The following is a 25,415-nucleotide window of genomic DNA, read 5'->3' on the forward strand; positions in this document are numbered from 1 at the left end:
GACGGCCGGGGCCCACGACGGCCGGGTTTCACGACGGCCGGGACCCGAGACCACCAACCTTCACAACGACCGAGGCCGACGGCGGGCCACGACGGCCGAGCCCCGAGACGGCCGAGGCCCACGACGGCCCGGGCTCCCGGCTTCGGCGGCGCGCGAAAAGGGCGGCCGCCTCAGCGCCGGCGGCCGCCCCGCTCGTGAATCTCCGTCACTTCTCCCGCTCGTGGTACGTCTTGCGGGTGTGTTCCGTGTGGGCCCGCATGACCTCCGTGGCCCGCTGTTCGTCACGGCCCGAGATCGCCGCGATGAGTTCGCGGTGCTCGATCCAGGACTGGTGGCCGCGTTGACGGGCGACGGGGGTGTAGTACCAGCGGACGCGGCGGTCGACCTGGGCGGCGAGTTCGGCGAGGACCGTGTTGCCGGCCAGCTCCATGACCTTCGCGTGGAAGCGCGCGTTGAGGGCGACGGCCGCGTCGACGTCGTCGGCCTCGACGGCCCGCTCGCCCTCCTCGCAGAGCTCCTCCAGGGCCGTGATGCCCGCCGTACCGGCGTTCGCCGCGGCGAGACGGGCGGCCTCGGCCTCCAGCAGGGTGCGGACGGTGAGGAGTTGGTCGGCCTCCGCCTCCGTCGGCTCGTGCACGAACGCGCCCTGGGCCGGCCGCAGGTCGACCCACCCCTCGGTGTTGAGCCGTTGCAGGGCCTCGCGGACGGGCTGCCGGGAGACCCCGAGGTGCCCGGCGAGTTCGCTCTCCACGAGGTGCTGGCCGGGGCGCAGCGCACGGGTGGTGATGAGTTCGAGCAGGGCCTCGTAGACGCGGTCGCGCAGTGGACCGGGGCGTTCGAGCTTGGGCACGGCCCCTTGCGGAAGTCCTGTCGACAACATGGGGTCCCCCTCCAGAGCACCACCGGATGTAACGCACACGGAAAGTCAACGGCCCGTACTGGAAAGAACTCGGAAGAACGGGAAAATCCGAGTCAACAGCCAGTATGGATTGGCTTTCGTCTACAGTCTACGGGCCACAATGGCCAGCCCATGGGAGGGTCGGACTCGTCACATCGCCGGCATCGCGCCACGAACGCCCTGCTCAGGGGCAGCGGACCACCTGTCCGGCGTAGGACAGGTTGCCGCCGAAGCCGAACAGCAGCACCGGGTCGCCGGAGGAGATCTCGCCGCGTTCGACGAGCTTGGAGAAGGCGAGGGGGATGCTGGCGGCCGAGGTGTTGCCGGAGTGGACGACGTCCTTGGCGACGACGGCGTTCACCGCGCCGATCTTCTCGGCGAGGGGCTCGATGATGCGCAGGTTGGCCTGGTGCAGCACGACCGCGGCGAGGTCGGCGGGGGTGAGCCCGGCCTTCTCGCAGGCGGCGCGGGCGATGGGCGGCAGCTTGGTGGTGGCCCAGCGGTAGACGCTCTGCCCCTCCTGCGCGAACCGGGCGGGGGTGCCCTCGATCCGTACGGCGTTGCCCATCTCGGGCACCGATCCCCACAGCACCGGCCCGATGCCGGGCTCCTCGGCGGCCTCGACGACGGCCGCGCCCGCCCCGTCCCCGACGAGGACACAGGTGGTGCGGTCGGTCCAGTCGGTGACCTCGGACATCTTGTCGGCGCCGATGACCAGGGCCCGGGTGGCGGCGCCCGCGCGGACGGCGTGGTCGGCGGTGGCGAGTGCGTGGGTGAAGCCGGCACAGACGACGTTGACGTCCATGGCGGCCGGGTTCGGGATGGAGAGCCGGTTCGCGACCCGCGCCGCCATGTTCGGGGACCGGTCGACGGCGGTGGAGGTGGCGACCACGACCAGGTCGATCGCCTCGGGACCGAGTCCGGCGGCGGCGAGCGCCTTGGCGGCGGCGTGCCCGGCCAGCTCGTCCACCGGCTCGTCGGGGCCCGCGATGTGCCGGGTGCGGATGCCCACTCGGCTCGTGATCCACTCGTCACTGGTGTCGACCAGGCCCGCCAGGTCCTCGTTGGTGAGGACCTTGGCGGGCTGGTAGTGGCCGACGGCGGCGATTCGCGAGCCGTTCATGGGTGGTTCCCCTCGTTGCCTGTGGTCAGCGGGATCCACCAGTCTGATCAGTGACTCACGGGTACGAGGGCGGGTGAGGCGACAGTAAAGCGCGGCCCGAGTTGTGGGCTTCTGTCAGAGCCGCGACGAGTTCCGGCATGAACAGCGTGCCGGATCGATGTGCCCTCAGCAGAGATCGAGACGGTCGAAGTCGCACGTCTGGTGATCCGGGACCTCGTGTCTCGTGTTGTCCGCCGGGATGTGGACGTCGTGCCTGGGCCCCCAGAAATGGACTCGGGCTCCGCCGGTCTGGTGGTTGACGACAGCGAGCGCGTCGATGAAGTTCGCGAGCGACCGCGTATCGCACTTGTACAGATGGAAGATGCTGTGTTTGCCGTCGCCTTGGCCAATCGACACGCAGGCGATTCCATTTGACCCGGCGCACGCAGACAGCAACTCGTTCCGACCGTTGCTCGGCACATTTCGCAATACCGACTCACCCGAGAACAGCGGGTAGATCTCCGGTGTCCAGGCCGCCGCTCCGGTCGCACCGTTCGATGCTGCCTGTGCCGGTGCCTGCGCCGCCAGCGGAAGGGCCACCGCGGCGATCATCGTCGCGACCATCGCAGCCGCCCCTTGCTGATCCTTCTCAACCTCACGTGATCTCCTCCGTGGTCGCCACCGATGCAGCCGTGCACCGGGAGGACGGCCCCTGGCGGTGGACGTACGGTCAGTACAGCTTGTTGACGGCCGTGGTCGTGGTCTTCTTGAAGGCGGCCACGGGCGCGCCGGTGAAGTCGCCCAGCTGCTGCCACTGCACGACGGTGACGGTCTTGCCGTCCCGGCCCACCGACAGCAGGGAGACATCGGTGGACCCGCCCGCCGTCTCGATGTTCACGCCGCGGACGTGGGCGCCCTCCTCGACCGGCAGCGTGCCGAAGTCCCGGCCCTCGGCGTCGACGTCGGGCGAGTTCGCCTCCAGGCGGTCGGCGCAGGTGCGGATCAGGTCGTCGTAGTGCTTCGCCAGGGCCTTGGCCTGGGAGGCCGAGCCCGTCACGACGGTCAACTGCACGGCGCTGGTGTCCACGTCCGTGCGGAACTCCCGGTGCCGGTAGTCCCAGTCGAGCACGCCCTCCGTGCTCACGCAGACACCGAGCGCCTCCGGGAACCCTTCGGTGACCGGCCCGGCGGTCCAGGACGACGTCGGGTGCGGGGGCAGCTGGGACGCCGACAGGAGCTTGGGCGCGGCGGCCTTCGTAGCGGCGCCCGCTGCCGGCGCGGTGAGGACCGCGCCCGCCGAAAGGGCGGCGACGGCGAGAGCGGTGAGAACGCTTGTACGCATACGCATGGACATGGGTGTTCCCCCTGGGATGAGTGGTGCGTGGTCATGAACGCCCCGAAGAGACCGGTGGTCGGCCGGGCCCCGCTCGGTGCGACACCAAGAGCATCAGTGGTCACAACAGCCGGGCGCAACAGCCCACGGCCCGTCGAGCGCCCGGGAACCATCCCACCCCATTTGACCTGCGCTTACATGGGTGCCTGGGATACGGTCGCGGCCATGTCGGGCCGTACGACGCGAACCCGTCGCGAAAATCCGTTGAGCTGCCGCCGGATGTCGGAAAGGGTCGGGCCATGGAGTACTTCTGCTACCACCGCGACCGGCCCGGTTCCCTCCCGTTGCGCGAGGAACTGCTGGAGAAGCACTGGTCCTACATGGACGGGTACGCGAAGGAACTGATCGCGCGCGGCCCGACGTTCGCCGAAGACGGCGAGACTCCCACCGGCAGCGTGCACATCGTCGACCTGCCCGATCCCGCGGCCGCCCGCGCGTTCGCCTTCGACGAGCCCAACTACCAGGCCGGCGCCTACCGGGACGTGCTGGTACGCCGGTGGCGGAACCTGCTGGGGCGCACCATGTGGGAGTTCCCGGGCGGCCCGAGCGGCGGCAACCGGTACCTGGTGCTCGGCCTGGGCTCGGGGCGTGCCGCCGACGTCGACGTCCCGTCCGACCGGGACGGTCTGATCGCGTACGGGCCGCTGCTGTCCGACGACGGCACCGCGTGGCTGGGGACGGCGGTGCTGCTCAGGGCCTCGGACCCGGACTCGGCACGCGCTGTCCTGACCGCGGACCGGTACGCCGCCGTCGAGGTCCACGACTGGGAGTTCGGCGGCCGCCGCTGAGGCGGCGTCGGCGTCGGCGTCGGCGTCGGGACGGGTCAGCGACTGCCCGAGATGTTCCTGGCGGGCACGGGGCCGGTGCCCGGCCGGTGCCCCGTGTAGCGCGGTCGGCGGCCCGGTGCCGCGTAGGCCAGGTGCACGAGACGGGAGTGTTCCTGACGCATGTGCATCAAGGACTCCAGGATGTAGCCGACGAGCAGGACGAGCACGGCGATCGTCATGATCGCGGCGGCGAGGATCGCCGTGGGGATGCGCGGCACGGTGCCCGTGCGGATGAACTCGGCGATGACGGGGATGCCGAGGACGACCGAGACGAAGGCCAGGATTCCCGCGACCACGGTGTGGACGAGCGAGGGCCGCTCACGCCGGGCGAGATCGAGGATGACCCGCAGGATGCGCCAGCCGTCCCGGAAGGTGCGCAGTTTGCTCTCGCTCCCGGCGGGTCTGACCCGGTAGTCCACCTCCACCTCGGCGGTGGGCAGCCGGAGGTGGAGCGCGTGGATGGTCATCTCGGTCTCGGTCTCGAACTGGCGGGCCAGCGCCGGGAAGGACTTGACGAAGCGGCGCGAGAAGACGCGGTAGCCGCTCAGCATGTCGGTCACGTCGTTGCCGAACAGGGACCGCACCGCGCCGGTGAGCAGCCTGTTGCCGGTCGCGTGCCCCACCCGGTAGGCCGCGCTGACGGTCTCCCGGCGGGCGCCGACCACCTGGTCGTACGGCCCCTCGAAGAGCAGGTTGACCAGGTCGCGCGCCCGGGACGCGTCGTAGGTGTCGTCACCGTCGATGAGCAGCAGGGCGTCGGCGTCGACATCGGCGAAGGCCCGCCGGATGACGTTGCCCTTTCCCTTGCGCGGTTCCTGACGGACGATCGCGCCCGCCGCCCGGGCGACCTCCACCGTGCGGTCGGTCGAGGCGTTGTCGTACACGTAGATGTCCGCCTCGGGGAGCGCCATCCTCAGGTCGCGCACCACCTTGCCGACGGCGGCCTCCTCGTTGTGACACGGCACGACACACGCGATCGTCGGTTGCACGGCCACTCCTTACCTGACCCGCCGTCGGACGACGACAGAACTACGGATGACGACGGAATTTCGGATGACGATAGGAAATAATGCGTTATGGGCGCGTCCGGACGGCCAGGACGCGCCGGGTCGTTACTCTCGCCGTGTGCTGGTCCTCGTATCCATGGCGCTGCGTGTGCGTGACGCCGTCCGGGGCGTCTGGCGCGAGGCTGCCAAGTTCGGGGTCGTCGGGGCGCTGGCCTTCGTGGTCGACAACGGCGGCTACAACCTGCTGGTGTTCGGCCTTCCCGGCGGCGCGGAGGGCGGGGTGATGCGAGCCACCCCCGTGCCGGCCTCCGTCGTCGCGACGTCCGCCGCGGCGCTCTTCAGCTGGGCGGGGAACCGTTACTGGACCTACCGCCACCGGCATCGCGAGAACATGACGCAGGAACTGGCCCTGTTCCTGTTCGTGAACGCGGTCGGTGTCGCCATCACCGCGGGCACGGTCTACGCCTCACGGCATCTGCTCGGACTGGAATCGATGGCCAGCGACAACGCCGCCCGCGTCTTCGGCTGGGTCCTCGCCACCCTGTTCCGCTTCGTCACCTACCGGCGCTACGTCTTCGTAGCGCCGTGACCGCCGACGCGATCCGATCCCGCCGCGCCCCGCCCCGTACCGCACCGCTGGCGCTGTTAGCATCCGCCACATGGGACAAAAGGTGCGCATTCAGGGCGAAAAGCTCTGGAGCTGGTGGCTGACCGGGATCGCCGTGGCGTGTTGCCTGGCCACGTCCGTCGTCTTCACCCCCGGGTTCATGAGTCCCGACAGCATCGACCAGCTCCGGCAGGCCATGGGCAGGACGCCGCTGACCGACTGGCATCCGCCCGTGCTGAGCCTGGTGTGGCGCGCGCTGATCGCCGTCACCGGAACACCCGCGTCCATGGCCGTCCTCCAGTCCGTCGCCCTCTGGGGCGCGCTGTGGGTGCTCGCCCGGTGCGTCTGGGAGATGACCGCGAGCTGGGCCGGTTCGCTCGCCGTCCTCGGTCTCGGGCTGACTCCCCCCGTGCTGACCTTCGTCGGCGTCGTCTGGAAGGACGTGCACGCGGCCTACGCGCTGCTGGCGGCCTGCGCGGTGGCGTGCGTCGGACTGCGGATGCGGGACGGCGGACTGTCCCCCAGGATGCGCTGGGGTCTGCTCTGGCTGGGCGTGTTCTTCCTCGCCTACGCCGTGCTCGTGCGCAAGAACGCCTTCCTCGCCGCGATCCCGATGTTCGTCCTGCTCGTCCTCGCGCTGTGGCGCACCCCCGGGCGCCGTACATGGGCCGCGTGCACGGCGGCGCTGGTGGCCGCGGTCGTCCTGCCCGCCGCGGCGATCTCCCTGATCGCGCGGCCCGTGCAGACGGACCAGGGCGCGCAGATCGTGCTCGACGACCTCGTCCACGTCCTGACCGTGGAGGAACTGCGGTCGGCCGACGTCCGGCCGGAGCTGCGGGACCGCCTGGTGGCCGCCGCCGAGGAGTGCGACCGCGTCGACGCCCTGTCGGACGCCTACTGGGCCTGCTACGAACGCTCGCCGGACGGAATGGCCGGCGACGCGGACGAGCTCACCTCCCTGTGGCTGCGCGAGATGCGCGGACACCTCTCCGGCTATCTCCAGTACCGGCTGCGGGTCTTCACCGCTCTGCTCTTCGAGACGGGCTACGTGTACCAGCCGGGGGTCTTCGGCAACGACCTCGGCATCGAGGTGGCCCGCCCCCGGCTGGAGGCCGCCCTCGCCTCGTACGTCAACGGCGTGGCCACCGATCTGCGGCCGCTCTTCCGGGGATGGTTCTGGCTCGCCGTCGCGCTCGTGCTCGCCGTCCGTCCGGGCAGGGGGAGGTTCTCCCTGCCGATCCGGGCGCTGGGCATCAGCTCGCTGGCGTACGTGCTCGGCTATCTGCCCATCGTCCCGGCGACGAACTACCGCTACGTCTACTGGCCGGCGCTCGCCTGCGCGCTCGGTGTGCTGCTGCTCTGGCTGGACCGCAGCGCCCCCGACCGGCCCACGGCCGGCTCCGGCGTCCGGCACGACAGCGCCTCCGTCACCCTCCCCACCGCCGTGACGGCACATCGGCCGACGGCCACCGAGGACCGGTCCGCGACGTGAGTGTGCCGATGCCGGGTTCAGCCGCATCGGCATGTTGGGCATCGGCATCGGCACAGCACGGTCGTGGCACTCACCCGGTGAAGAGTTGCGTCGCCTTCCGTACGAGTTCGTAGAGCCCGTAGGCGAGCGGAACGCCCACCCAGATCCACGCGAAGACGATCAGCGGGCGCCGGTCAGGCGGGTTCGGACTGCTGTCGCTGGACGACATCGGCGGCCTCCCTCGGGGCGGGGATGTGGAAGCGGGGGTGGACGGGCCGGACCAGCTCGTTGGCGACGAAACCGACGACGAGCAGCCCGATCATGATGAAGAAGGACATGCCGTAGAGGTCGGAGCCGGACTTGCCCGCCTCCTCCTGCCGGTCGGCGATCCAGTTGACGATCAGCGGTCCGAGGACACCGGCCGTGGACCAGGCGGTGAGCAGCCGGCCGTGGATGGCGCCGACCTGGTAGGTGCCGAAGAGGTCCTTCAGATAGGCGGGGATCGTGGCGAAGCCGCCGCCGTAGAAGGACAGGATGACCAGGGCACAGACGATGAACAGCGGCTTGGAGGCGTCGCCGAACTGCGCGATCAGCAGGTACATCAGCGCGCCGACGCCCAGGTAGACGCGGTAGATGTTCTTGCGCCCGATGAGGTCGGACGTCGAGGACCAGACGATACGGCCGGTCATGTTGGCCGCGGAGAGCAGCGCGACGAAACCCGCGGCCGCGGTGACGGTGACCGGGGTGGAGGAGTCCGCGAAGAAGTCCGTGATCATCGGGGCGGCCTTCTCCAGGATGCCGATGCCCGCGGACACGTTCATGCACAGGATGACCCACAGGCACCAGAACTGCGGGGTGCGGATGGCGTTGCGGGCCGAGACCTGCGGACCCGCGAGCACGCTCGGTCCGCTGTCGGTGCTCGCACGGTCCTCCGTGCGCGGCACCCGGACCAGCAGCACGCCGAGCAGCATGAACACGGCGTACGACAGTCCGTGCACCAGGAAGGCGAGGGCGATGCCGGAGGAGTCGGAGCCGAAGGACTCCAGCATCTGGGCGGACCAGGGCGAGGCGATCAGCGCGCCGCCGCCGAAGCCCATGATCGCGATGCCGGTGGCCATGCCGGGCCGGTCCGGGAACCATTTGATCAGGGTCGAGACGGGCGAGATGTAGCCGATGCCGAGACCGATGCCGCCGACGAAGCCGTAGCCGAAGACGATCAGCCAGTACTGCTCGGTGGCCGCGCCGAGGGAGGCGAGCAGGAAGCCGGAGGAGAAGCAGATCAGCGCGACGGTCATCGCCCAGCGCGGCCCGTTGCGCTCGACGAGGGTGCCGCCGAACGCGGCGGACAGGCCCAGCATGACGATGCCCAGCTGGAAGGGCAGGGCGCTCTGGGTGCCGCTGAGGCCGAGCGCGGATTCGAGCGGCGGCTTGAAGACGCTCCAGGCGTAGGCCTGTCCGATGGAGAGATGTACGGAGAGCGCGGCCGGGGGGACGAGCCAGCGGCTCCAGCCCGGAGGCGCGATGGGGGGACTCATGATCCCGGACGGTAGGGAGTGGCGCGGGAGTTGAGAAGGCGGCACGTCGACCGTATGCGATGAACGGTATCCATCGCGCGCCGAACGGTCGTTCCCCGGCCGGACCCGCCTTCGCGTACCGGCCACCTTCAGGTCCGGGTAATGCCGTGCCCGGTCGTTGCGCGAAGTCTTGTCGGCCCAACTTCCATACTGTAGACAATATTTCGTCGACACAGTTCGGGTCGACACAGTTCGAACAGTGCGCCATCTCCGCGGTATCCCTCGACCGAACGGAGCTCCCTCACCATGAAAGTCGCAGTTCTCGGCGCCGGTGCGATCGGCGCCTATGTCGGCGCCGCGCTCCACCGCGCCGGCGCGGACACCCATCTCGTGGCCCGTGGACCGCATCTGGCGGCCATGAGGCGGGACGGGGTGCGTGTGCTCAGCTCGCGCGGGGACTTCACCGCCCGCGCCCACGCCACCGACGACCCGGCCGAGATCGGCCCGGTCGACTTCGTTTTCCTGGGCCTCAAGGCCACCTCGTACGCGGCGTGCGGGCCGCTGATCGAGCCTCTGCTGCACAGCACCACGGCGGTCGTCGCCGCCCAGAACGGCATCCCCTGGTGGTACTTCCACCGGCACGGCGGCCCGCACGACGGCCACCGCGTCGAGAGCGTGGACCCGGGCGGCGCGGTCAGTGCGGTGCTCGCGCCCGAACGGGCCGTCGGCTGCGTCGTCTACGCGGCCACAGAGCTCGAAGGGCCGGGCGTCGTACGGCACTTGGAAGGCACCCGGTTCTCCGTCGGGGAGCCCGACCGTACGGTCTCCGCGCGCTGTCGGGCGTTCAGTGAGGCCATGGTGGCCGGCGGTCTGAAGTGTCCGGTGGAGCCCGACGTCCGGGGCGACATCTGGATCAAGCTGCTCGGCAACATCTCGTTCAACCCGATCAGCGCCCTGGCCCGCGCGACCATGCGGCAGATGTGTCTGCACGGCGGCACCCGCAAGGTCATCGAGACGATGATGGCCGAGACGCTGGCCGTCGCCGAGGCCCTGGGCTGCGAGGTCGGGGTCTCCATCGAACGGCGGATGGCCGGCGCGGAACGCGTCGGCGACCACCGCACCTCCACGCTCCAGGACCTGGAGCGCGGCAAACCGCTGGAACTCGACGTGCTGCTGGCCGCCGTCGTCGAACTGGCGGACATCACCGGCGTCGAGGTGCCCACACTCCGCACCGTCCACGCCATCTCGGACCTGCTCGCGCTGAGGAGCGCCGCGTGAAGAACCGGCAGAAACAGCAGAAAAGGCAACCGAAGAGCTACACCCGGCTCACCCGTCCCCTCGTCCGCGACTCGCGCGACGAGCCCTTCCGGCAGACGAGTTGGGAGGAGGCACTGGACCGGGCCGCCCGTGGCATCGAGCGCAACCGCGGCGCGTTCGGCATGTTCTCCTGCGCCCGCGCCACCAACGAGATGAACTACGTGGCACAGAAGTTCGCCCGCGTGGTCATGGGCACCAACAACGTCGACTCCTGCAACCGCACCTGTCACGCACCCAGCGTGGCCGGTCTCTCGGCAGCCTTCGGCTCCGGCGGCGGCACCTCCTCCTACGAGGAGATCGAGCACACCGACGTCATCGTGATGTGGGGGTCCAACGCCCGCTTCGCCCACCCGATCTTCTTCCAGCACGTGCTGAAGGGGATACGGAACGGCGCCCGGATGTACGCGGTCGACCCCCGCCGGACGTCCACCGCCGAATGGGCGGAGAGCTGGCTGGGGCTGAACGTCGGCACCGACATCCCGATGGCGCACGCGATCGGCCGCGAGATCATCCACGCGGGCCTCGCCAACGAGGCGTTCGTCGAGCGGGCGACCACCGGCTTCGAGGAGTACCGGGCGCTCGTCGAGCCCTGGACGCTCTCGCTCGCGGAGAAGGTGACGGGCGTACCGGCCGCCGCCATCCGGGAGTTGGCGCACGCCTACGCCCGCGCCGAGCGCGCCCAGCTGTGCTGGACGCTCGGCATCACCGAACACCACAACGGCACGGACAACGTCCGCGCGCTGATCAACCTCTCGCTGCTGACCGGTCACGTGGGCCGCTACGCCTCCGGGTTGCAGCCCCTGCGCGGCCAGAACAACGTGCAGGGCGGCGGCGACATGGGGGCCATCCCCAACCGGCTGCCCGGCTTCCAGGACATCCTCGACCCCGAGTCCCGGCTGAAGTTCGAGTCGGCGTGGGACACCGTCATCCCGCCGCACCACGGGCTGAACCTGACGGAGATGTTCGAGGCCATGGAGGAGGGCTCGCTGAAGGCCGTGTACTGCATCGGGGAGAACCCGGCGCAGTCCGAGGCCGACAGCGAGCAGGCCGTACGGCGCATGCGGGAGCTGGACTTCCTCGTCGTCCAGGACATCTTCCTCACGAAGACCGCCGAGCTGGCGGACGTGGTGCTGCCCGCGACCGCCGGGTGGGCGGAGACGGACGGCACGACCACCAACAGCGAACGGCGGGTCCAGCGGGTGCGCCGGGCGGTCACCCCGCCCGGACAGGCCCGCGAGGACATCGACATCATCTGCGACCTCGCCTCCCGGCTCGGGCACGACTGGAAGTACGCCGACGCGGAGGCCGTCTGGAACGAGCTGCGGTCGGTGTCACCCGACCACTACGGCATGACGTACGAGCGGCTGGCGGAGCACCAGGGCATCCAGTGGCCCTGCCCGGACACCGACCGGCTCGAACCGACCTATCTGCACGGTCGGTTGTGGGATCCGGACCCGGCGAGGCGGGGCAGGCTCGCGCCCTTCGGGATCGTCCGGCACGATCCGCCCGTCGACCTGACGGACGAGCAGTTCCCCCTCCGCCTGACCACCGGCCGGCGTCTCGACTCCTACAACACCGGTGTGCAGAGCGGCGGTTACGCCTCACCGCTGCGGCGCGGGGAGTACATCGAGCTGTGCCCGGAGGACGCCGAGCGGTACGGGGTCGTGGTCGGCGAGGAGGTCCAGGTCTCCTCGCGGCGCGGATCGGTGGTGGCGCCGGTGTGGATCGATCTCGGGCTGCGGCCGGGCCTCGCCTTCATGACCATGCACTTTCCCGACGAAGTGGACACCAACCAGCTGACGATCGAGGCCAACTGCCCGATCGCGGGGACGGCGGAGTTCAAGGCGTCGGCGATCCGGATCGAGAAGCTGCCTGTCGCGACCATCGTGAGGTGACGTCAAGTGGACCTGCACTTCGGTGACAGCAAACCGACGGACGAGGAGAAGGCGGCGGTCGACGCGCTGCTCGGACCGCCGGAGTCCTCCTGGGAGGGCGCGGACCGTTCCGATGCCGATCTGCGCTGGGCACGGGGCGGCCGGGAGGCCCGGGAACGCCGTGACCTGCTGTTGCCGGGGCTGCACGCGATCAACGACCGGATCGGCTGGATCAGCGAGGGCGCGCTGGACTACCTCTGCCGACGGCTGACCGTGCCGCCGGCGGAGGCGTACGGCGTGGCCACCTTCTACGCCCTGTTCTCGGTCGAGCCGCGCCCCGCGACCGTGCTGCACGTGTGCACGGACCTGGCGTGCGTGGCGGCCGGGGCCGCCGACCTGTGCGCCGGGGTCGAGGCCCGTCTCGGCCTCGGCAGCGGCGTGGGCGTGCAGCGCGGCCCGTGCCTGGGACTGTGCGAGCGAGCCCCCGCCGCGCTCGCGATCACGGCCGGGGACCCGGTGCGTACGGCGGTGTCGGCGCCCGCGACCGTCGAGCGGGCCGCCCTCGCGGCAACCGCGCCCGACTCGGCCGAGGAGGAACCGCCGGCGGCCATGGCGGTGCCCCAGGCCGGGGACCCGTCGCTGACGCTGCTGGGCCGCGTCGGTGTCGTCGATCCGTCCTCGCTCGACGACTACCGGGCGCACGGCGGCTACACGGCCCTGCGGCGGGCCTTCGAACTCGGGCCCGCCGGAGTCATCCGCGAGGTCACCGACTCGGGCCTGGTCGGTCGGGGCGGCGCCGCCTTCCCCACCGGCCGCAAGTGGCAGGCCACGGCGGCCCAGCCCGACCGTCCGCACCACCTCGTCTGCAACGCGGACGAATCCGAGCCGGGCACCTTCAAGGACCGCGTGCTCATGGAGGGCGACCCGTTCTCCCTGGTCGAGGCGATGACGATCGCGGGGTACGCCACCGGCGCGCACCGGGGCCACCTGTATCTGCGCGGCGAGTACCCACGGGCGCTGCGCCTGCTGGAGAACGCCCTCGCCCAGTGCCGGGCCCGGGGCCTGCTCGGCGACGACGTCCTCGGGCAGGGTTACGCCTTCGACATCGAGATCCGCCGGGGTGCCGGGGCCTACATCTGCGGCGAGGAGACGGCGCTGTTCAACTCCATCGAGGGGTACCGGGGCGAGCCGCGCTCCAAGCCGCCGTTCCCGGTGGAGAAGGGCCTGTTCGGCAAGCCGACGGTGGAGAACAACGTCGAGACGCTCGTCAACGTCCTGCCGATCCTCACCATGGGCGCCCCGGCGTACGCGGCGATCGGCACCGCCCGCTCCACCGGGCCGAAGCTGTTCTGTGTCTCGGGCAGCGTCGACCGGCCCGGCGTCTACGAGCTGCCCTTCGGGGCCACCCTCGGTGACCTGCTGACGCTCGCCGGGGTGCGGGACCGCCTGCGTGCCGTCCTCCTCGGCGGCGCGGCCGGCGGTTTCGTCCGCCCCGACGAGCTGGACATCCCGCTCACCTTCGAGGGGACGCGGGAGGCGGGCACCACGCTCGGCTCGGGGGTGGTGATGGCCTTCGACGACAGGGTCCCGCTGCCCCGGCTGCTGCTGCGGATCGCGGAGTTCTTCCGGGACGAGTCCTGCGGGCAGTGCGTGCCGTGCCGGGTCGGGACCGTACGGCAGGAGGAGGCGCTGCACCGGATCGCCGAGCGGACCGGGGCGGCCGCGGCCGACGACATCGCCCTGCTCAGGGAGGTCGGCCGCGCCATGCGGGACGCCTCCATCTGCGGTCTCGGGCAGACCGCGTGGAACGCCGTGGAATCCGCGATCGACCGTCTGGGGGCGTACGAATGACCGCGCATCGCCGAAACGTCTGCACCCGTCCCGCCGGAGCCGCCGTATGACCGTGATCCCGCTGGGAGTGCCGCGTCGCCTCCTGGAGTTCACCCTCGACGGGGAGCCGGTGCGCGCTCCCGAGGGCTCGACGATCCTGGACGCCTGCCGGGCCGCCGGCAAGGACGTGCCGACCCTCTGCGAGGGCGACACCCTCACCCCGAAGAACGCCTGCCGGATCTGTGTCGTCGAGGTCGAGGGCGCCAGGACCCTCGTCCCGGCGTGCTCCCGCAAGGCCGAGCCCGGCATGGAGGTGCGGACGGACACCGAGCGCGCCCGGCACAGCCGCAAGATCGTGCTGGAGCTGCTCGCGTCGTCGGTCGATCTCTCGACGACCCCGAAGGTCGCGGGATGGCTCAAGGAGTACGAGGCGAAACCGGACCGCTTCGGCCCGGACGCGGCCCGGCTGAACGAGGAGCCGAAGGTCGACAACGAGCTGTACGTCCGGGACTACGACAAATGCATCCTGTGTTACAAGTGCGTGGACGCCTGTGGGGACCAGTGGCAGAACACGTTCGCGATCTCCGTCGCGGGCCGGGGTTTCGACGCCCGGATCGCCGTGGAGCACGACGCCCCGCTCACCGACTCGGCCTGCGTGTACTGCGGCAACTGCATCGAGGTCTGCCCGACGGGCGCGCTGTCCTTCAAGTCGGAGTTCGACATGCGGGCGGCGGGCACCTGGGACGAGTCGGCGCAGACGCGGACCACCACGGTGTGCGCGTACTGCGGTGTGGGCTGCAACCTCACACTCCATGTGCAGGACAATGAGATCGTGAAGGTCACCTCGCCGCACGACAACCCGGTGACCCACGGCAACCTCTGCATCAAGGGCCGTTTCGGCTACCAGCACGTACAGAACCGGGACTGAGACACGACATGGGACGAGTCACGGAACGACGCAAGGTGATCCGCATCCGGGACGGCGCGGTCTCCACCCGGCCGGACACGCTCGTCGCCGAGGAACCGATGGAGATCCGGCTGAACGGCAAGCCGCTCGCGATCACCATGCGCACCCCGGGCGACGACTTCGCGCTGGCGGCGGGGTTCCTGGTCAGCGAGGGGGTGCTCGCCGAGCGGTCGGACCTGCAGAACATCGTCTACTGCGCGGGGGCCACGGCGGACGGCTCGAACACCTACAACGTGGTGGACGTGAAGACCGCGCCCGGGGTGGTCGTCCCGGACATCACCCTCGAACGGAACGTGTACACGACCTCGTCCTGCGGGCTGTGCGGGAAGGCGTCGCTGGACGCCGTACGGACGACCGCCCGGTGGGCCGTCGACGACACGCACGGCGGTGACGCTCCCCCGGTCCGGCTCGACCCCGAACTCCTCGCGGGCCTCCCCGACCGGCTCCGCGCGGCCCAGCGGGTCTTCGACCGGACCGGGGGGCTGCACGCGGCGGCCCTGTTCAGCGAGGACGGCGAACTGCTCGACGTACGGGAGGACGTCGGGCGGCACAACGCCGTGGACAAGCTGGTGGGGCGGGCGCTGCAGAGCGGGGAGCTGCCGTTGTCCCGGGCGGTGCTGCTGGTGTCGGGGCGGGCCTCGTTCGAGCTGGCGCAGAAGGCGGTGATGGCGGGGATCCCGGTGCTGGCCGCGGTGTCGGCGCCGTCGTCCCTCGCGGTGGACCTGGCGGCGGAGACCGGGCTGACGCTGGTGGGCTTCCTGCGGGGCGCCTCCATGAACGTGTACGCGGGCGAGCACCGGATCGCTCTGCGGGCCGCGGCCGCGAAGGAGTGAGCGGCCGCCCGCGACACGGCGGCGGGGCCCCCGACGGCGGGGAGCGCCCCCTGCGCCCTGGGGGCCCCGCCGTTTGCTCCGCGGGGCAACGCCATGGGCCCACGGTTTCGTGGTCGGGTGCGGGTGGGTGGGGGCTTCTCGCGCAGTTCCCCGCGCCCCTGAAAAGCAGGGGCTGCGCCCCGTGCTTTTCATCCCGCAGCTCCCGCTTTTCAGGCCCCAGAGCGTGGTCCTTCAGATCCGCAGAGCCGTGGTCTTTCAGGCCCGCAGGGGCCTGATCTTTTAGGGGCGCGGGGAACTGCGCGAGAAGCCCCACCCCACCCGCACCCGCCGACGCAACAGGCACCCCCACCCCCTGACGCGAAACACGCCCACCCACCCGCACGGTTCTTGTGGGCCCCCGCACCCCCAAGTACCGTCATGGCCCGCACATCGGACGTGGGACGTCCGATGTCCCATTCACCCAGACGGATGAAGGGCTGGCCGCACCGTGCCGTCGTTTCTTCGCGCACGACTCAGATCCCCCCGCACATCCCCTCTCGCCTCGACCCTCACCGCGGTACTCACCACCACCGCCCTCCTCGCCCTCCCCCACCCCGCCGGGGCCGCGCCCCAACCCGCTCCCACCACGGCCGAGTTCGAGCAGCAGGTCCTCTTCAAGGCCTCCCAGGACCCCGGCTACGCCTGCTTCCGCATCCCGGCGGTCGTCCGGACGACCGCCGGAACCCTGCTCGCCTTCGCCGAGGGCCGCGTCCTGAACTGCGGGGACGCGGCCGACATAGACCTCGTGATGAAGCGGTCCACGGACGGCGGCCGCACCTGGGGCCCCCTGCGGGTGGTCAACGAGGGCGGCGGCGACACCCACGGCAACCCCGCCCCCGTGGTCGACCGCCGGACCGGCCGCATCGTGCTGGCGGAGACGTACAACACCGGCCGCCTCGACAGCGCGAGCTGTGACGTCCCCTGCGACCGCGCCCCGCACCTGCAGTACAGCGACGACGACGGGCTGACCTGGTCCGAGCCGCGCAGCCTGAGCGACCAGATCCGCCCGGCCGACTGGAACTCCTGGTACGCCACCGGCCCCGTACACGGCATCCAGCTCAGCCGGGGCCCGCGCGCCGGGCGCCTCGTGCTCGGCGTCAACGCCGAGACCTGGGCGGACGGCCGGGTCACCGCCAACCACGCGGCGCTCGTGACCAGCGACGACGGCGGGGAGAACTGGAGGATCGGCGCCACGGACACCTGGCCGATCGCGGACGACGGAACGTTCCGCCAGAAGCCGTCGGAGCTGACTCTCGCCGAGCGCGCGGACGGCTCCGTGCTGGTCAGCGGGCGCGAGCAGGACGGCACCGACCTGGGCCACCGCGGCCAGACGGTCAGCCGGGACGGCGGCACCACCTTCACCGGGCCCTTCCGGGCGCTCCCGGACCTGTACACGCCCCAGGTGCAGGGCTCCATGCTGCGCCTCGGGAACCGGATGCTGCTGGCGGCCCCGGCCGACCCCGACCGCCGCCGCACCATGGCGATCCGCTCCTCGTACGACGGCGGGCGCACCTGGGAGAGCGTGGACCGGGGCACGGTCGTCACCACGGACTGGTCCGGCTACTCGGATCTGGTCCGGATCGGCGCCGGCGAGGCCGGCGGTGAGGCCGACGAGGTCGTCGGGCTGCTGTACGAGGGCGGCGCGGTCGACGCCCGGGACGAGATCCGCTTCGCCCGGTTCACGCAGGACTGGCTGAAGCCCCGCAGGGGCCCGGACCCGACGACGCCCGACACGGCGCCCGGCGGCAGACCGGCGGCCGTCCTCGGGGGCGCCCGGCCCACGGACGGCGTGGTCGGCGGCGCGCTCGGGTTCGACGGCGCCGACGACGCCGTACGGCTGCCGTACCGGTCCCGACTGCCGCTCGGCACCAAGGAGTTCACCGCCTCGCTCTGGTTCCGGTACTCGGCGACCACCGGGGAGCAGCCGATGCTGTGGATGGGCGGGGTCGGCACCACACAGCCGCAGGTGTGGCTGCGCGGGGAGCCGGCGTCCGGGCGGCTGACGGGGCTGATCACCGTGCGGGACGGGGCCTCGGCGCCCCGGACCGCCTCCGTACGCTCCACGGGCGCGTACAACGACGGGGCGTGGCACCGGCTGGTGCTGCGGCGCGGCGGCGGACAGCTGACCCTCTTCGTCGACGGCACCGCGTTCACCGCCGCCGACGTCCCCGGATCGGTCAGCCGGAACTCGCCGTTCGGCGTGCACATCGGGCAACGAGTGGACAGCCGGGCCCACTTCACCGGCGCCCTCGACGAAGTACGGGTGTACGACCGTGCGTTGAGCGACACTGAGGTGGCCGGGCTCGCGTCGGCCGACTCCGCGACGCGCGGCGAGATCCTGCGACTGCCCATGGACCGGGTGGACGCGGGCAACTAACGTCCCTTCCGTGCCCGACGACGCCGGAGCGCGACAGCGGACGGGGGCCGGACCGGTCCTGATCCTGGCCCTGGTCCTGGCCCTCGCCGCCGTGCTGCTCACCGCCCTCCCGGACGACGACCGGGAGGGCGGCGTCTCCTGCACGGCCCGTACGGTCCGGGACTGGGACCCGGACGCCTCGCTGACCGGCGAGTTCGCCCGGTACGGCGACGACGCGACCCGCACCGACGACTGGACCGGCGGCGACGGCACCCACTCCGTGCGGCTCCCGGACGGGCGGGTGTTGTGGCTGTTCTCGGACACCTATCTGGGCCAGGTGCACCCTCCGCCCAACCCGGCCGGCGAGTCCGTCACCTGGCGGGACGTCGCCACGCCCCTGGTGCGCAACTCGGCCGTGGTGATGTCCCCTTCGGGCCGTCTGGAGACCACGCTCCCGGCGCCCGTCTTCCCGGACCCGGCCCCGCAGCGATGGCGCTGGCCGGTGGCCGCCCGGGTCGAGCCCCGCTCCCCCGGCTCGGACGAGAAGGTCGTACGGGTGCTGCTGTGGACGCGTACGGCGGGGCCGTCGCCGTGGATCTACGGGGTGCCCACCGCGACCGAGGTCGCCACCCTGTCGCTGCCCGGTCTGCGCCTGGAGGGGATCACGACGGTCCTGGACCAGGGGGCGGTCGCCGATCCGGCCCGGCGGGTGCTGTTCGGGACGACGGCCGTGGACGCGGGCGAGTGGACGTACGTCTTCGGCGGCACCGACGCCCAGGCCGCCTCCCGACCGACCTCCCACGCGTATGTGGCCCGGGTGCCGCGCGGCCGGCTCGGGGAGCCGGGGGCGTGGGAGTACTGGGACGGAAGCCGGTGGGCGGTGCGGGGGCGGCCGAAGGCGGTGCTCGGCAACGGCGAGGACAAGGGGGTGGGCAGTGCCTTCACCGTCGTCCGGGACGGGCGCACCTATGTGCTGTTCACCATGGCCGCCGGGACGGCGGGGCTGACGACCGTCACCGCGTACTGGGCCTGCTCCCCCACCGGCCCCTGGCACGGGCCCACCGAGGGGTTCAGTCCCCCGCTGCCGAACAGCGGCGTCGCGGCGTACAACCCGCAGGCGCACCGGGCGGTCGGCGACGGGCGGCTGGTGCTCAGCTACGACGTCAACTGGCTGGACGCCGACGCGGCGGCGGCGCAGTTGAACATCACCCGGAACGTTTCCCTGTACCGACCGCGGTTCGTGTCGCTTCGTCTGGCTGCTCCGTGACGGCCGGCTCCTCCACCGGGTCGTGGGCGCGGCGCTTGGCGATGACCGCGCAGACCATGAGCTGCATCTGGTGGAAGAGCATCAGCGGCAGGACGGCGAGGGACGCCTCGGGGCCGAACAGGACGCTCGCCATGGGCAGTCCGGAGGCGAGGGACTTCTTGGAGCCGGCGAACTGGATGGCGATCCGGTCCGCCCGGTCGAAGCGGAGCGCCTTGGCGCCGTACCAGGTGAGCAGCAGCATCACGGCGAGCAGGACCGCCTCGACGACGAGGAGTCCGGCGAGCCGCAGCGGGCTGACCTGGCTCCAGATCCCGCGCACCATGCCCTCGCTGAAGGCGACGTAGACGACGAGGAGGATGGAGCCGCGGTCGACGAGGCCGAGGATCCGCTTGTGCCGGGTGACGAAGCCGCCCGCCCGTCGCCCGCCACCACCCTGCCTGACGCGCTGCGCGCGGCTCCTCTTGATTCCGCAGCGGCGGGCCAGCTGTCCGGCGACGAACGGCACCAGCAGTTGGAGCACGATCTTCAGCAGCGAGTCGGCGGAGAAGCCGCCGACGCTGCCGCCCAGCAGGCTCGCGGCGAGCAGCGGGGTGACCACGATGCCCACGAGGGAGGAGAAGGAGCCCGCGCAGATCGCGGCGGGGACGTTGCCCCGGGCCATCGAGGTGAAGGCGATCGAGGACTGGATCGTCGACGGGACGAGGGTGAGGAAGAGCAGACCGGTGTAGAGGGAGTGGCTGAGGAACACCGGTTCGAGGCCGCGGGCCGCCAGGCCCAGCAGCGGGAAGATCACGAACGTACAGGCCAGGACGGTGAGGTGGAGCCGCCAGTGCTTGAGGCCGTCGAGGGCCTCGCGGGTGGAGAGCCGGGCGCCGTAGAGGAAGAAGAGGAAGGCGATCGCGGCCGTGGACGCCCCCGAGGCGACCTCGGCGGCCGTACCCCGCGCAGGGAGGAGCGCTGCGACGCCCACCGTCCCGAGCAACAGCAGGATGTACGGGTCGATCGGCATCCAACTCGGCCACTTCAGGCGCTTCACGGTGCTCCACGTACTTTCGATGAGGGTGTGTCAGGGGCAGGAAGGCCCCTCTCCATCGTCCTCTCCCGACCCTTGATCGGGAATCCTTCATACCGCTCTGACTGCCATCGCGTTCCACGATAGGCGGGTAGGGTGGCGCTCGTGTACGACCCCTCCCAGCTGCGCACCTTCCTCGCCGTAGCCCAGACCCTGAGCTTCACCCAGGCCGCCCGGCGGCTGGGGCTGCGGCAGTCCACGGTCAGCCAGCACGTGCGGCGGCTGGAGGACGCGACCGGGCGGCAGCTGTTCGCCCGGGACACGCACTCCGTGGAGCTGACGGAGGACGGCGAAGCGATGCTCGGCTTCGCCCGGCGGCTCCTTGAGGTGCACGAGCAGGCGACGGCGTTCTTCACCGGCACCCGGCTGCGCGGACGCCTGCGGTTCGGTGCCTCGGAGGACTTCGTGCTGACCCGGCTCCCGGAGATCCTGGAGGCCTTCCGGCACGACCATCCCGAGGTGGACCTGGAGCTGACCGTCGAGCTGTCGGGCACGCTGCACGAGCGGCTCGCGGCGGGCAAGCTCGATCTGGTGCTGGCCAAGCGCCGCCCGGAGGATCCCCGTGGCGAACCCGTCTGGACGGACCGACTGGTGTGGATCGGCGCGGAGCGGCTCCGTCTCGACGCCGACCGGCCGGTCCCGCTGATCGTCTATCCGCCGCCGGGCATCACCCGCGCCCTGGCCCTGGAGGCACTGGAGCGCGAGGGCCGCGCCTGGCGGGTCGCCTGCACCAGCGGCAGCCTCAACGGCCTCATCGCCGCCGCCCGGGCGGGTCTGGGCGTGATGGCTCATTCCCGCCGTCTGGTGCCGCCCGGTCTGGTCCGCGTCCCTGAGCGCGCCGGGCTGCCGGAGCTCGGCGAGGTCGACTTCGTCCTCGTCCACGGCCGCCGCCCGGGAGCGGCGACGAGCGCGGCGGACGCCCTCGCGGCGGCCATCCTCGCCGGCGGCGACCGACTCCACGGCCGCGCACGAGGGGTGTGACGGCGCGGACCCCGCGCGCCCGCACCCCGCGCCCCGCAAGCGGCACCGGCACCCGGCACCCGGCACCCGGCTCGGTCGGCCCGGCGGACCTGAACGATGCTCGCGTTTGCCCAGGCCGGACCGTGCTCGCGAGGACGCGCACCGTAACCGGAGCGTGCGGGTTCGGTGGAGATTACGGTCCCGAAACTTACTGATGCGTCAGGAATTGCGCCGGAGACCTCCCCATCTGCGTGCGTTTTCCGGCGTCACCCCCTGCCGTCCCCTCGAATGCGCCCCCTCCACAACCCTCCCGTCCGTTCTCCCGGTGAGGTAGCTTTCACGCGCTGTGCGGAGCGCCACGAGGAGCGGGTTTGCGCGAGTTCACCAACCCCCCGTTGGCGTCGGCGCCGCCGGTGGGCGGTCTGGCCGACGTCGTCTTCGAGCACGCCCAGGAGGACCCGACGTACATCGCGCTCGGCCGCAAGGACGAGCGCGGCGAGTGGCGCGACGTCACCTCCGCCGAGTTCCGCGACGAGGTCCTCGCACTGGCGAAGGGCCTGCTGGCCCAGGGCATCCGGTTCGGCGACCGGGTCGCCATCATGTGCCGTACGCGCTACGAGTGGACCCTCTTCGACTACGCGCTGTGGACCGTCGGCGCCCAGGTCGTCCCCGTCTACCCGACCTCCTCCGCCGAGCAGGTCTTCTGGATGCTGTACGACTCCCAGTGCACGGCCGCCATGGTCGAGCACGAGGACCACGCGATGACCATCGCCACGGTCATCGACCGGCTCCCTCAGCTGCGCAGGCTCTGGCAGCTGGACGTGGGCGCGGTGCAGGAGCTGTACGAGTCGGGGGCGCACCTCGACGACGAGGTGGTGAACCGGCACCGGCGCGCGGTGACGCCCGAGTCGATCGCGACGATCATCTACACCTCCGGCACGACGGGCCGCCCCAAGGGCTGTGTCATCTCGCACGCCAACTTCATGGTCGAGGCGGACACGGTCATCGAGCGCTGGGCGCCGCTGTTCAGGTCCCGCAGGGGTGACGAGGCGGCGACGCTGCTGTTCCTGCCGCTCGCGCACGTCTTCGGACGGATGGTGCAGGTCGCGGGCATCCGGGGGAAGGTCAAGTTCGGCCATCAGCCGCAGCTCAACGCGGCGGTCCTGCTGCCCGACCTGGCCGCCTTCAAGCCGACATTCTTCCTCGCGGTGCCGTACATCTTCGAGAAGGTCTTCAACGCGAGCCGGCGCAAGGCCGAACGCGAGGGCAAGGACGGGCCGTTCGAGAAGGCGGTCGAGGTCGCCGTGAAGTACGCGGACGCGATGGAGGCGCGGGCCTGGGGCACCGGGCCCGGACCGTCGGCCGGACTGCGGATGCAGCACCAGTTCTTCGACAAGGTCGTCTACGGCAAGATCCGCGAGGCCATGGGCGGCCGGATCAAGTACGCGATGTCGGGCGGTTCGGCGATGGACCGCCGGCTCGGCCTGTTCTTCGCGGGCGCGGGCGTCCACATCTTCGAGGGGTACGGTCTGACGGAGTGCACGGCGGCCGCCACCGCCAACCCGCCGGAGCGCACCCGGTACGGCACCGTCGGCCAGGCCATCCCGGGCATGACCGTGCACATCGCGGACGACGGCGAGATCTGGCTGCGCGGCCCCAACGTCTTCCAGGGCTACCTCAACAACCAGAAGGCCACCGACGAGACGCTGCACGACGGCTGGCTCGCCACCGGTGACCTGGGCTCCCTCGACGAGGACGGCTATCTCACCATCACCGGGCGGAAGAAGGAGATCCTGGTGACCTCGGGCGGCAAGAGCGTCTCGCCCGCGATCCTGGAGGAGCGGGTGCGCGACCATCCGCTGGTCGCCCAGTGCATCGTCGTCGGCAACGACCGCCCGTACATCGCCGCCCTGGTCACCCTGGACGGGGAGGCCGTCGAGCACTGGCTCCAGATGCACAACAAGGCGAAGCTGTCGGCGGCCGAGCTGGTGCGCGATCCGGAGCTGGAGACCGAGGTGCGGCGGGCGGTGGTCGCCGCCAACACCCTGGTCTCGCAGGCCGAGTCGATCCGTACGTTCCGGATCCTCGCCCACCAGTTCACCGAGGAGCACGGCCTGCTCACGCCTTCGCTGAAGCTGAAGCGGAAGGCGATCGAGAAGGCGTACGCGAGCGAGGTCGAGGCACTGTACCGGGCGTGATCCCGCTCGCCCCCACCGCTCAGACCAGCTGATAGCCCCGCATGTTCCGCAGCAGCAGATGGCAGTTCTGCAGGGAGCCCGAGGTGTCGCCCAGGGAACGGTAGATGCCCCACTTGGGGCGCAGCCGGTCCGCGAGGAAGGTGTCGACGCCGGTGCGGGAGACGTCGATGAGCGTGGTCGAGCCCTTCTTGAGGATCCAGCGCACCGAACCGGCCGAGCCGTTGCCGACCTTGACCTGGAAGTCGACGTCGACCCAGGAGTTGTGCAGGGGCGCCAGGTCGGTGCGGCCGACCAGGATGTCGTCGATCGGCAGCTTCAGCTCGATGGTCTGCGCGCCGTTCACCCGTCGCAGGGACTGCACGACGAGCGGCGAGGTGCCGGCACCGGGCTGTTTCATCTGCATGATGTGCGTGAAGCTGGTGGTCGCCTTCAGCGAGGTCGGGATGTACATCTGGTAGGTGACCCGCCAGGTCTGCCCCTCGGTCCAGCGCAGGAAGCCGCTGCCGGTCCGCAGTCCGGTGACCTCGTGGCGCTGGCGGTCGGTGGAGGTGTCCCGGTCGACGGTGTGCATGTCGAAGCGCCAGGTGTCGCCGGTGGCGCGGATGTGCGGCGCGGCGGCGGTGTGGGAGTCGGCGCGGTCGTCCTCCAGGGTCTCGAAGGCCCGCAGTCCGTCGGCGCTCGCCGAGGGGGACCACCTCAACTGCCAGGAGGCGGCGTGCGCGGCGGGGGCCGGCAGTCCGACGGCGGCCACCGCGGCGCCGCCGAGGGCTGCGCCGAGAACGTTCCTTCGTGTGGGGGTCATGAGCCATCCATTCACGTACGTGAGCGATATTCACCGACGTGTGTCGCGGCAAGGACAGACTCCTCGCGTGACCGTGTCCGGTCAATGGTCCAGACCGATAGGATCGGACCACCGGATCCATTTCCGGCCAATCTGCGATTCGGGGCGCGAGCGAGCCGCTCAGGAATGCATCGCGCGCCGTGATCGTTGACGATGGGAAGTACCACCCGACGACTTAAAGGATCGAGAGCTCGTGAGCAGCAAGGTCCCCCCGATCATCCTGAACAACGGCGTCGAGATGCCCCAGCTGGGCTTCGGCGTGTGGCAGGTGCCGGACGACGAGGCCGAGCAGGCGGTCACCACCGCGCTGGAGGCCGGCTACCGGAGCATCGACACCGCCGCGATCTACGGCAACGAGGAGGGCACGGGCAAGGCCCTCGCCAAGGCCGGCGTCGCCCGCAAGGACCTCTTCGTCACCACCAAGCTCTGGAACAGCGACCAGGGCTACGACTCCACCCTGCGCGCCTTCGACACGTCCCTGGACAAGCTCGGCCTGGAGTACGTGGATCTGTACCTGATCCACTGGCCGATGCCGGCCCGGGGCGCCTTCGTGGACACGTTCAAGGCGTTCGAGAAGCTCTACGCCGACGGGCGCGCGAAGGCCATCGGTGTCTCCAACTTCCTTCCGGAGCACCTGGAGACTCTGATCGAGGCCACGAACGTCATCCCGGCCGTCAACCAGATCGAGCTGCACCCGCACCTGCAGCAGCTCGCCGCCCGCGAGTACCACGCGGAGCAGGGCATCGCCACCGAGGCCTGGTCACCGCTCGGCCAGGGCAAGGGGCTCCTGGAGGTCCCGGCGATCATCGCGATCGCACAGAAGCACGGCCGCACCCCCGCGCAGGTGGTCCTGCGCTGGCACCTCCAGCTGGGCAACGTGGTCATCCCCAAGTCCGTGACCCCGTCCCGCATCAAGGAGAACATCGAGGTCTTCGACTTCTCCCTGGACACCGAGGACATCGCCGCGATCAGCGCGCTGAACGAGGACCGGCGCATCGGCCCGGACCCGGCGACGTTCAACCAGGCCTGAGACAAGGCCCGA

At 71.0% G+C, this 25,415-nt stretch carries 22 protein-coding genes; 13 read left to right on the forward strand and 9 right to left on the reverse strand.

Annotated features, from left to right (window positions below; all coding sequences use genetic code 11):
- Positions 1 to 205: 205 nt before the first annotated feature.
- From ACZ9QC_RS06600 to ACZ9QC_RS06615, 4 genes are all read right to left on the reverse strand, one after another.
- Positions 206 to 880, reverse strand: a complete 675-nt coding sequence (locus tag ACZ9QC_RS06600) for a GntR family transcriptional regulator (protein ID WP_472919263.1) — start codon at positions 878 to 880, stop codon at positions 206 to 208.
- A gap of 202 nt (positions 881 to 1,082) precedes the next feature.
- Positions 1,083 to 2,021, reverse strand: coding sequence for a beta-ketoacyl-ACP synthase III (locus ACZ9QC_RS06605; RefSeq protein WP_472919264.1), 939 nt, complete (start codon positions 2,019 to 2,021; stop codon positions 1,083 to 1,085).
- A gap of 165 nt (positions 2,022 to 2,186) precedes the next feature.
- Positions 2,187 to 2,624 (reverse strand): hypothetical protein, encoded by a 438-nt coding sequence (locus tag ACZ9QC_RS06610; protein ID WP_472919265.1) that lies wholly within the window; start codon positions 2,622 to 2,624, stop codon positions 2,187 to 2,189.
- 106 nt (positions 2,625 to 2,730) lie between these two features.
- Positions 2,731 to 3,354: a hypothetical protein gene (locus ACZ9QC_RS06615; protein WP_472919266.1), complete on the reverse strand. Its 624-nt coding sequence runs from the start codon at positions 3,352 to 3,354 to the stop codon at positions 2,731 to 2,733.
- A 278-nt stretch (positions 3,355 to 3,632) separates the two neighbouring features.
- Between ACZ9QC_RS06615 and ACZ9QC_RS06620 the strand changes: the two genes are divergently transcribed.
- Complete coding sequence (locus tag ACZ9QC_RS06620) at positions 3,633 to 4,181, forward strand: YciI family protein (RefSeq protein WP_472919267.1); 549 nt, start codon at positions 3,633 to 3,635, stop codon at positions 4,179 to 4,181.
- A 35-nt stretch (positions 4,182 to 4,216) separates the two neighbouring features.
- On the opposite strand, the gene ACZ9QC_RS06625 is transcribed toward ACZ9QC_RS06620, so the two are convergent.
- On the reverse strand, positions 4,217 to 5,215 hold the full coding sequence (locus ACZ9QC_RS06625; RefSeq protein ID WP_472919268.1) for a glycosyltransferase family 2 protein: 999 nt from the start codon (positions 5,213 to 5,215) through the stop codon (positions 4,217 to 4,219).
- Between the two features lie 130 nt (positions 5,216 to 5,345).
- On the opposite strand from ACZ9QC_RS06625, the gene ACZ9QC_RS06630 reads away from it, so the two are divergent.
- Positions 5,346 to 5,816: a GtrA family protein gene (locus ACZ9QC_RS06630; protein ID WP_472919269.1), complete on the forward strand. Its 471-nt coding sequence runs from the start codon at positions 5,346 to 5,348 to the stop codon at positions 5,814 to 5,816.
- Positions 5,817 to 5,886: 70 nt separating this feature from the next.
- Positions 5,887 to 7,326 carry a hypothetical protein gene (locus tag ACZ9QC_RS06635; RefSeq protein WP_472919270.1) on the forward strand — a complete coding sequence of 480 codons (1,440 nt, stop codon included), beginning with the start codon at positions 5,887 to 5,889 and terminating at the stop codon, positions 7,324 to 7,326.
- A 70-nt stretch (positions 7,327 to 7,396) separates the two neighbouring features.
- Here the strand turns inward: ACZ9QC_RS06635 and ACZ9QC_RS06640 are convergent, their stop codons facing one another.
- Together ACZ9QC_RS06640 and ACZ9QC_RS06645 are read right to left on the reverse strand one after the other, a co-directional pair.
- On the reverse strand, positions 7,397 to 7,534 hold the full coding sequence (locus tag ACZ9QC_RS06640) for an MFS transporter small subunit (protein WP_005482503.1): 138 nt from the start codon (positions 7,532 to 7,534) through the stop codon (positions 7,397 to 7,399).
- Entirely contained in the window at positions 7,500 to 8,840 is a 1,341-nt protein-coding gene (locus ACZ9QC_RS06645) for an OFA family MFS transporter (RefSeq protein WP_472919271.1), read from the reverse strand. Before ACZ9QC_RS06645 ends, ACZ9QC_RS06640 begins: the two co-directional genes overlap by 35 nt.
- A 285-nt stretch (positions 8,841 to 9,125) precedes the next feature.
- On the opposite strand from ACZ9QC_RS06645, the gene ACZ9QC_RS06650 reads away from it, so the two are divergent.
- The 7 genes from ACZ9QC_RS06650 (at position 9,126) to ACZ9QC_RS06680 (ending at position 19,302) form a co-directional block, all read left to right on the forward strand.
- Positions 9,126 to 10,097 (forward strand): 2-dehydropantoate 2-reductase, encoded by a 972-nt coding sequence (locus ACZ9QC_RS06650; protein ID WP_472919272.1) that lies wholly within the window; start codon positions 9,126 to 9,128, stop codon positions 10,095 to 10,097.
- Complete coding sequence (locus ACZ9QC_RS06655) at positions 10,094 to 12,031, forward strand: molybdopterin oxidoreductase family protein (RefSeq protein ID WP_472919273.1); 1,938 nt, start codon at positions 10,094 to 10,096, stop codon at positions 12,029 to 12,031. Before ACZ9QC_RS06650 ends, ACZ9QC_RS06655 begins: the two co-directional genes overlap by 4 nt.
- 6 nt (positions 12,032 to 12,037) lie before the next feature.
- Positions 12,038 to 13,861 carry an NADH-ubiquinone oxidoreductase-F iron-sulfur binding region domain-containing protein gene (locus ACZ9QC_RS06660; protein WP_472919274.1) on the forward strand — a complete coding sequence of 608 codons (1,824 nt, stop codon included), beginning with the start codon at positions 12,038 to 12,040 and terminating at the stop codon, positions 13,859 to 13,861.
- Between the two features lie 46 nt (positions 13,862 to 13,907).
- Positions 13,908 to 14,768: a 2Fe-2S iron-sulfur cluster-binding protein gene (locus ACZ9QC_RS06665; RefSeq protein ID WP_472919275.1), complete on the forward strand. Its 861-nt coding sequence runs from the start codon at positions 13,908 to 13,910 to the stop codon at positions 14,766 to 14,768.
- 8 nt (positions 14,769 to 14,776) lie between these two features.
- Complete coding sequence (gene fdhD, locus ACZ9QC_RS06670) at positions 14,777 to 15,640, forward strand: formate dehydrogenase accessory sulfurtransferase FdhD (RefSeq protein WP_472919276.1); 864 nt, start codon at positions 14,777 to 14,779, stop codon at positions 15,638 to 15,640.
- 487 nt (positions 15,641 to 16,127) lie between these two features.
- A complete protein-coding gene (locus tag ACZ9QC_RS06675; RefSeq protein WP_472919277.1) occupies positions 16,128 to 18,056 on the forward strand; it encodes an exo-alpha-sialidase in 1,929 nt (642 codons plus the stop codon).
- Positions 18,057 to 18,066: 10 nt separating this feature from the next.
- Positions 18,067 to 19,302, forward strand: a complete 1,236-nt coding sequence (locus ACZ9QC_RS06680) for a hypothetical protein (protein WP_472919278.1) — start codon at positions 18,067 to 18,069, stop codon at positions 19,300 to 19,302.
- Here the strand turns inward: ACZ9QC_RS06680 and ACZ9QC_RS06685 are convergent.
- On the reverse strand, positions 19,241 to 20,338 hold the full coding sequence (locus ACZ9QC_RS06685; RefSeq protein ID WP_472919279.1) for a bile acid:sodium symporter family protein: 1,098 nt from the start codon (positions 20,336 to 20,338) through the stop codon (positions 19,241 to 19,243). The two genes, ACZ9QC_RS06680 and ACZ9QC_RS06685, sit on opposite strands and share 62 nt — an antisense overlap.
- Before the next feature lie 141 nt (positions 20,339 to 20,479).
- Between ACZ9QC_RS06685 and ACZ9QC_RS06690 the strand changes: the two genes are divergently transcribed.
- Together ACZ9QC_RS06690 and ACZ9QC_RS06695 are read left to right on the forward strand one after the other, a co-directional pair.
- Positions 20,480 to 21,355, forward strand: coding sequence for a LysR substrate-binding domain-containing protein (locus ACZ9QC_RS06690; RefSeq protein WP_472919280.1), 876 nt, complete (start codon positions 20,480 to 20,482; stop codon positions 21,353 to 21,355).
- 350 nt (positions 21,356 to 21,705) lie between these two features.
- Positions 21,706 to 23,532, forward strand: coding sequence for an AMP-dependent synthetase/ligase (locus ACZ9QC_RS06695; protein WP_472919281.1), 1,827 nt, complete (start codon positions 21,706 to 21,708; stop codon positions 23,530 to 23,532).
- Positions 23,533 to 23,551: 19 nt separating this feature from the next.
- Here the strand turns inward: ACZ9QC_RS06695 and ACZ9QC_RS06700 are convergent, their stop codons facing one another.
- Positions 23,552 to 24,334 (reverse strand): Tat pathway signal sequence domain protein, encoded by a 783-nt coding sequence (locus ACZ9QC_RS06700; protein ID WP_472919282.1) that lies wholly within the window; start codon positions 24,332 to 24,334, stop codon positions 23,552 to 23,554.
- 232 nt (positions 24,335 to 24,566) lie between these two features.
- Between ACZ9QC_RS06700 and ACZ9QC_RS06705 the strand changes: the two genes are divergently transcribed.
- Positions 24,567 to 25,403, forward strand: a complete 837-nt coding sequence (locus ACZ9QC_RS06705) for an aldo/keto reductase (RefSeq protein ID WP_472919283.1) — start codon at positions 24,567 to 24,569, stop codon at positions 25,401 to 25,403.
- Positions 25,404 to 25,415: the final 12 nt, after the last annotated feature.

This window comes from Streptomyces sp. HUAS MS02, assembly GCF_055702265.1.

Excerpts from the sequence above, each read along its gene's own strand:
- ACZ9QC_RS06600 (WP_472919263.1), bottom strand. The coding sequence starts at position 880 with ATGTTGTCGACAGGACTTCCGCAAGGGGCCGTGCCCAAGCTCGAACGC.
- ACZ9QC_RS06605 (WP_472919264.1), bottom strand. The coding sequence starts at position 2,021 with ATGAACGGCTCGCGAATCGCCGCCGTCGGCCACTACCAGCCCGCCAAG.
- ACZ9QC_RS06610 (WP_472919265.1), bottom strand. The coding sequence starts at position 2,624 with ATGGTCGCGACGATGATCGCCGCGGTGGCCCTTCCGCTGGCGGCGCAG.
- ACZ9QC_RS06615 (WP_472919266.1), bottom strand. The coding sequence starts at position 3,354 with ATGTCCATGCGTATGCGTACAAGCGTTCTCACCGCTCTCGCCGTCGCC.
- ACZ9QC_RS06620 (WP_472919267.1), top strand. The coding sequence starts at position 3,633 with ATGGAGTACTTCTGCTACCACCGCGACCGGCCCGGTTCCCTCCCGTTG.
- ACZ9QC_RS06635 (WP_472919270.1), top strand. The coding sequence starts at position 5,887 with ATGGGACAAAAGGTGCGCATTCAGGGCGAAAAGCTCTGGAGCTGGTGG.
- ACZ9QC_RS06640 (WP_005482503.1), bottom strand. The coding sequence starts at position 7,534 with ATGTCGTCCAGCGACAGCAGTCCGAACCCGCCTGACCGGCGCCCGCTG.
- ACZ9QC_RS06645 (WP_472919271.1), bottom strand. The coding sequence starts at position 8,840 with ATGAGTCCCCCCATCGCGCCTCCGGGCTGGAGCCGCTGGCTCGTCCCC.
- ACZ9QC_RS06650 (WP_472919272.1), top strand. The coding sequence starts at position 9,126 with ATGAAAGTCGCAGTTCTCGGCGCCGGTGCGATCGGCGCCTATGTCGGC.
- ACZ9QC_RS06665 (WP_472919275.1), top strand. The coding sequence starts at position 13,908 with ATGACCGTGATCCCGCTGGGAGTGCCGCGTCGCCTCCTGGAGTTCACC.
- fdhD (WP_472919276.1), top strand. The coding sequence starts at position 14,777 with ATGGGACGAGTCACGGAACGACGCAAGGTGATCCGCATCCGGGACGGC.
- ACZ9QC_RS06700 (WP_472919282.1), bottom strand. The coding sequence starts at position 24,334 with ATGACCCCCACACGAAGGAACGTTCTCGGCGCAGCCCTCGGCGGCGCC.